This is a genomic window from Nostoc sp. LEGE 12447, from assembly GCF_015206985.1.
Classification (GTDB): Bacteria; Cyanobacteriota; Cyanobacteriia; order Cyanobacteriales; family Nostocaceae; genus Nostoc.
This window is the reverse complement of record NZ_JADEXT010000012.1, coordinates 164,543-170,962: the sequence shown is the minus strand read 5'-3', so window position 1 is coordinate 170,962 and position 6,420 is coordinate 164,543. Positions and strand designations below refer to the sequence as shown.

General features: G+C 44.2%; 5 protein-coding genes and 1 pseudogene. 4 read left to right on the top strand and 2 right to left on the bottom strand.

What is annotated here, in order from left to right; all coding sequences use genetic code 11:
* Positions 1–247: pseudogene (locus tag IQ274_RS15400) on the bottom strand (photosystem II D2 protein (photosystem q(a) protein)); the annotation flags it as partial.
* 681 nt (positions 248–928) lie between these two features.
* Here IQ274_RS15400 and IQ274_RS15395 point away from each other — a divergent pair.
* From IQ274_RS15395 to IQ274_RS15380, 4 genes are all read left to right on the top strand, one after another.
* Positions 929–1,498: a photosystem I assembly protein Ycf4 gene (locus tag IQ274_RS15395; protein WP_114081711.1), complete on the top strand. Its 570-nt coding sequence runs from the start codon at positions 929–931 to the stop codon at positions 1,496–1,498.
* A gap of 169 nt (positions 1,499–1,667) precedes the next feature.
* Entirely contained in the window at positions 1,668–2,453 is a 786-nt protein-coding gene (locus IQ274_RS15390) for a peptidylprolyl isomerase (protein ID WP_194142774.1), read from the top strand.
* An 82-nt stretch (positions 2,454–2,535) separates the two neighbouring features.
* Positions 2,536–3,684, top strand: coding sequence for a beta-ketoacyl-ACP synthase (locus IQ274_RS15385; RefSeq protein WP_194142773.1), 1,149 nt, complete (start codon positions 2,536–2,538; stop codon positions 3,682–3,684).
* 138 nt (positions 3,685–3,822) lie between these two features.
* Complete coding sequence (locus IQ274_RS15380) at positions 3,823–5,112, top strand: Glu/Leu/Phe/Val family dehydrogenase (protein WP_163934781.1); 1,290 nt, start codon at positions 3,823–3,825, stop codon at positions 5,110–5,112.
* 171 nt (positions 5,113–5,283) lie between these two features.
* Here the strand turns inward: IQ274_RS15380 and IQ274_RS15375 are convergent, their stop codons facing one another.
* Positions 5,284–6,405 (bottom strand): Gfo/Idh/MocA family protein, encoded by a 1,122-nt coding sequence (locus IQ274_RS15375; protein ID WP_163934783.1) that lies wholly within the window; start codon positions 6,403–6,405, stop codon positions 5,284–5,286.
* Between the last annotated feature and the right edge of the window lie 15 nt (positions 6,406–6,420).

The following is a 6,420-nucleotide window of genomic DNA, read 5'->3' as shown; positions in this document are numbered from 1 at the left end:
TGTCGGCGGGGGTGGATACTGCCACTGTTAGGAAGTTAGCACCTTCTAGGTAGGAGGAGGCTAATCCGTGGGTATACCAAGAGGTGACGAAGGTGGTGCCGGTCAGCCAACCGCCTAGTGCTAGGAAGGCGCAGGGGAACAACAGTATCCCTGACCAACCTACGAATACGAAGCGATCGCGCTTGAGCCAGTCGTCTAGAACGTCAAACCACCCTCTACTGGGCGCACGTCCAACTGCGATGGTCATCGGACTAAAATCCTCTTTTTTTACTAAAATTGCAACGTTTCTAAGGCAATACGGAGAGCCAATGTAACCGGCTGCCGTGAGGAATTAACGTTTTTTTTGACAATCTCAATAGCTTAAAAGCGACTGAGATTCTGAGAATTTGCTGACCTGTGGAATCAGCATTTCTCTTTCTTTATGCCATTACACGTACCATCGGCTAGTAATCTAGCTTGTGGTAACTTAATGATTCTTAACTTATCACACTACTCAGGGTTTTTGCCTGACACACAGAAGCAAATCAGGCATGAAACACGAACCTTATAAATAATATGAATATCAGAAATTTTACAATTTGACACAACTTTTCTCAGAAATGTAAGAAAATTTAGTCTAGATGGACGTAGGTAGGTAACTCATTCCCAAGAGGTCAAAAAGAGGTAGGGGGAAGGGAAGAAAGAATTTTTATCCGCCAGTGAGTAAAGAAATCATATAATGTCCCCCTCACAAATAAATTATATGGGTGGCAGGAGGCAGGAGCGCAGCTGAGTTTTTGTCAACAATGTTTGGTAAAATAATCAAGCAGCAGACCCTCTAAAGTGTTCTTTAGTTGAATGACTAGCCTTCAATTTAGTCAAGTTCTGTGTAGTAGCATTCAGTGTGCGAGTATTTCACAGCGAGTATCTCACAGGCAATTGTAGTTCAATGACGACATCAACAACGATTAACAAAGGCGATCGCCTCCTGCATCAAAATGTTCTCGGTTCTCGTCGGTTCAGTAACTACTGGTGGGCAACTATTGTTACCTTGGGAGCAAGCGGCTTTTTACTGGCTGGGATATCCAGCTACTTAAAAGTTAATTTACTCATAGTTTCCGATCCAACTCAACTAGTATTTGTCCCCCAAGGATTGGTGATGGGGTTATATGGTGCTGCTGGCTTGCTATTAGCCACATACCTATGGCTAGTGATTTTATTGGATGTGGGTGGCGGCTACAACGAATTTAATCAGGAAACTGGCACAATCAAAATCTTCCGTTGGGGTTTTCCTGGCAAAAACCGCCGAATTGAGATTGATAGCCGCATAGAAGATGTGCAATCTGTGCGAATAGCTGTCAAAGAAGGTCTTAATCCCCTTCGCGCCCTTTATCTACGCATTAAGGGGCGGCGAGATATTCCCTTAACACGGGTTGGACAACCCTTATCTTTAACAGAGTTAGAAACAGAAGGTGCGAAGTTAGCCCGCTTTTTGGGAGTATCGTTAGAAGGGCTTTAAGTCGATTGGGCATAGGGCATAGAGCATGGGCACAGGAGGCAGAGGTGCAGAGGGGAAAGACTTACTGTAACTTTTCCCCATTCCCCATTCCCCATTCCCCATTCCCCATTCCCCATTCCCCATTCCCTCTTGAAACGATAAGATACTCTGGTTAAATCAGTAACTGGCAATGCGGTTAAAAATTTCACAATTTTTGCTTTCTTTTGTGCTTATCAGTGCTGTGATGCTTGGAGGATGTTCAACACAGCAGGTAGCTTCTAATACCTCTTCTCCAACCTCGACAGCTACCTCGACTACCCAGACGACTACTGAAGCAACATCTGTATCTCAAACTAGTAGTGAGAATATTCCTGGAACCACTGGTTTACCACGTCTTGAAGGCAAGGCTACTGTGGTAATAACGGTTAAAGGTTCGCCCATTACTATCGAAGTAGACGGCACTGATGCCCCCATTACAGCTGGTAACTTCGTAGATTTAGTTCAAAAGGGTGTTTACGATGGTTTAGCTTTCCATCGAGTTGTACGCGAACCCCAACCGTTTGTAGTTCAAGGGGGCGATCCCCAAAGCAAAGACCCGAAAGTTCCAGCAGATCAGCTGGGAACCGGTAGCTATATTGACCCAAAAACGGGAAATGCTCGCTATATACCTTTAGAAGTTAAACCGAAAGGTTCGGATACTCCGCTTTACAACAAACCATTTGATGCTACTGCTCAACCCGTCGTATTGCCCCATAAACAGGGTGCAGTAGCAATGGCGCGATCGCAAGCACCAGATTCGGCTTCTGCTCAGTTTTACTTTGCTTTGGCGGATCTAGCTTTTTTAGATGGTAACTACGCCGTGTTTGGCAATGTCACTCAAGGCTTGGATGTAGTGAACAAAATTCAGCAAGGCGATCGCATTGACTCTGCTAAAGTCACTCAAGGGGCTGAAAATCTGAAAACAGCAGGGCAGTAGGAAGAGAGCAGGGGGAGCAGGGGAGGCAGAGGAAGCAGGGGGAGAATAACTCCTAACTTTTAACTCCTAACTCCTAAATTTAGTGAAAGTTCTTGTCACTGGTATTGGCCTAGTTTCCGCCTTGGGTGGAAGTTTAGACGATAGTTGGAAAAATCTGATAGCAGGTAAATCTGGAATTAGCTTACATCAGCCATTTTCAGAAATAAAACCACTTCCTCTAGGTTTGATTGCTCAACAACCATCTGAGTTGGCAATGTTAACTCAAATGGTTGTTACTTCTGCTTTGCGAGATGCTGGCTTAGTTCTACCTTTAACTGATTGTGCTGTCGTCATTGGATCGAGTCGCTCTTATCAAGCATCTTGGGAGATGTTGGCGCGGCAAATGTATAAAGATGCGGAAAATTTGCCCGTTTCTGATTTTGGAAATTGGTTAGAGATATTACCTCATATCAATGCGATCGCAGCTGCAAGACAAATCGGTGCAACAGGTATGGTTTTGGCACCGATGGCAGCTTGTGCAACTGGAATTTGGTCTATCGCCCAAGCAGCCTTACTTATACAAACTGGGCAATGCCAACAGGCGATCGCAGGCGCAGTGGAAGCACCAATTACACCCCTAACTTTAGCTGGGTTTCAGCAGATGGGTGCTTTGGCGAAAACTGGGGCTTATCCCTTTGATTTGCAGCGAGAAGGGTTAGTTTTGGGCGAAGGCGCAGCTGTGTTTGTTTTAGAATCCGCAGAGTTGGCAAAACAGCGACAAGCAAAAGTGTATGGTGAAATTCTCGGTTTCGGCTTAACTAACGACGCATATCATAGTAATTCACCGGAACCTGAAGGGAAAAGTGCGATCGCAGCTATCAAACAATGTCTAGAACGCAGTTGTCTATCACCAAGCGATATTGATTACATTCACGCTCATGGTACAGCAACCCAGCTAAATGACCAGATGGAGAGTATGGTAATCCAGCGTTTGTTTCCCCAAGGCGTGGCAGTTAGTTCGACCAAAGGAAGCACAGGTCATACATTAGGAGCATCAGGAGCATTAGGCGTAGCTTTTTCTCTCATGGCATTAAAGCATCAAATATTACCGCCTTGTGTAGGCTTGCAGCAGCCAGAGTTTGATTTAGAAATCGTTACAGCAGCACGTCTAAGTAGAATTAGGCAGGTTTTATGTTTGAGTTTTGGCTTTGGTGGACAGAATGTCGCGATCGCGTTAGCTAAGTCCCCATAGTACTTTGTACCTACAGCACAATATAAAATATAAAACTGTAACAAAAACTACAAAATTCCTATTTTTCTCAAAAAAAGGATAAGCTAGTTACAGAATGATATCCGGTTCGTAAAGATACCGTGATTAGGAGAAAATTTTATGATTTCAAAATCACTACTACCGCTAGAACCTGCTTCTCCAGCGCATATATGCCCATTTGACCAAGCCTGTAGCTACTTAGAAGCGGCAGCTAAAGAACTAAATTTAAATCAGGGTTTGCTGGAAATCCTCAGCCATCCGCGTAAGGTTGTCACAGTTTCCATTCCCGTGAAACTAGATGACGGGGAAATACAGGTTCTTGCTGGACACCGGGTACAGCACTGCGATGTCTTAGGTCCCTACAAGGGCGGAATTCGTTATCATCCGGCAGTGACATTGCGCGAAGTATCGGCTTTGGCAATGCTGATGACCTGGAAATGTGCATTGTTAGGTATTCCTTATGGTGGTGGTAAGGGTGGCATTGCCATAGATCCAAAACGTTACAGTGTTGGCGAATTAGAGCGAATTAGCCGCCGTTATATCAGTGAGTTAATTAAAGATATTGGGCCTTCCGTAGATATTCCTGCGCCAGACATGGGCACTTCTGCTCGTGAAATGGCTTGGATGATGGATACTTACTCTGTGAATGTCGGTAATGCTGTACCAGGCGTTGTGACTGGTAAACCGCTTTCCATTGGTGGTTCTCTAGGGCGAGAAATGGCAACTGGACGTGGCACAATGATTATTGTGCGTGAGGCGCTAGCAGATCAAGGTAAATCCTTAGTAGGAGTGCGAGTAGCTATTCAAGGTTTTGGTAATGTCGGTGGTGCCGCAGCTGAATTACTCCATCAAGCAGGCGCGAAAATTATCGCTGTTTCAACAGGTGCTGGAGGAATATTTTCCGAAGCTGGTCTTGATATTCCCGCGTTGAAAATCTACGCTGCTGAAAATCGCAAGAGTATTGTAGGTTTCCCCCAATCTGTACCAATTAGCAATGCAGATTTATTGACTTTACCCTGCGATGTCTTAATACCAGCAGCTTTAGAAAACCAGATCACTGAAGAAAATGTGAATCAGGTGCAAGCGCAAATTGTCGCAGAAGCAGCTAACGGGCCGGTTACTCTTGAGGCTAACTTGGCCTTAGAAGCGCGGGGTGTAACAGTACTACCAGATATATTGGCGAATGCTGGTGGTGTGGTAGTCAGTTATTTGGAATGGGTGCAGGGTCTTTCTTACGTATTTTGGGATGAGGAGCGAGTTAACCGCGAAATGGAGCATTTGATGGTGCAAGCCTATCGCAAGGTGATTCAGCAATCTAATAAGCGGCAAATTTCTTTAAGATTAGCAGCTTACACTTTAGGGGTGGGTAGAGTTGCCCAGGCGCTGACTGATAGAGGTCTTTATCCTTAACATTTAGGAAGATACAAAGTTTTAAATTGAATAGACCAGATGTGTAGGGGTGCAAGATTATATTGTGCCCCTACAATTACATGGCGATCGCTGCAATATAACTTTAATTCAAGATATATTGTTAGGAGCGTACAGCTAGCTTTACGCTCCTAACAATATATCTGTTATTATTTACGACTCACCAGAAGGGGAAGCAGCGTGAATTAAATCTGGCTTCTTCTCAGCAGGAGGAAGTTCAATAGCTTGAGTCGATGTGGGACGTTGATGGCGATGGCTAGTTTGTATCTGCACAGGTTTACCCATCTCAATTGACTGATAAAGTGCTTGAATGATCGAAACATCAATCAGCCCTTCCGTCCCAGATGGTTCCGGGTCTTTATCTTGCAGAATACAATCAGAGAAGTAGGTAAATTCAGCTGCTAGTTGGTCATGATCCTCAAAGGTACGCTCTTGAGTTTCACCATTAATTGTCAAATAATGCTTGATTTCCCCCTGCCAAGGATAGGCAGGTTCTACTCGTAAATCTCCTTTAGTACCTACAACCTGATAGGTTGAAACATTTGCCCCTCCAAAACTACAGGTAAATGTTGCCAATCGCTCGTTAGGAAAACGCAAAGTGACACTAGTCATTTCTTCCACTTCGCTGAAACGTTGTTCTCCCTTATTGGCAGCTACAGCAAATACTTCAATTGGTTCATCTTGAAATAGATAACGTACAGCATTAATGCAGTAAATGCCTATATCATAAAGCGTGCCACCACCAGTTACATCTCGTAAACGAATATTGCCTTCTTCTACTTGTTGACTAAAAACCGAGTTGAAAATACGTGGTTCACCAATTTGCTTCGAGCGGATAATTTCGACTGCTTGTAAATTGGCTTCTTCTAAATGTAAGCGATAGGCAATCATCAGCTTGACATTATTATCATTGGCAGCTTTAATCATTGCCTCACACTCTTCTTCTGTCACTGCCATTGGCTTTTCACACAACACATGAATTGCCTGATTAGCAGCCCGCACAGTGTAGTCACAATGCAAGTGATTGGGCAACGCAATATAAACTGCATCAATCTCGCCGCTTGCCAAACAGTCCTCATACTCCTCATAGGAGTAAGTATGCTCTATTCCATACTTTTTGCTCAGTTCTTCGCTTTTAATGGGGTCATCTGAAACCAGTGCCACTAATTCTGATTTTTTGGCGTGGACAAAGGAAGGTAAGGCGGCTTCTTGAGCAAACCAACCTAAACCAACAACCGCGTAACGAATTTTGCGCTTACTATTTGTAGCAGTCATTTTTCTCCTATCTGA

Excerpts from the sequence above, each read along its gene's own strand:
- IQ274_RS15380 (WP_163934781.1), top strand. The coding sequence starts at position 3,823 with ATGATTTCAAAATCACTACTACCGCTAGAACCTGCTTCTCCAGCGCAT.
- IQ274_RS15395 (WP_114081711.1), top strand. The coding sequence starts at position 929 with ATGACGACATCAACAACGATTAACAAAGGCGATCGCCTCCTGCATCAA.
- IQ274_RS15375 (WP_163934783.1), bottom strand. The coding sequence starts at position 6,405 with ATGACTGCTACAAATAGTAAGCGCAAAATTCGTTACGCGGTTGTTGGT.
- IQ274_RS15390 (WP_194142774.1), top strand. The coding sequence starts at position 1,668 with ATGCGGTTAAAAATTTCACAATTTTTGCTTTCTTTTGTGCTTATCAGT.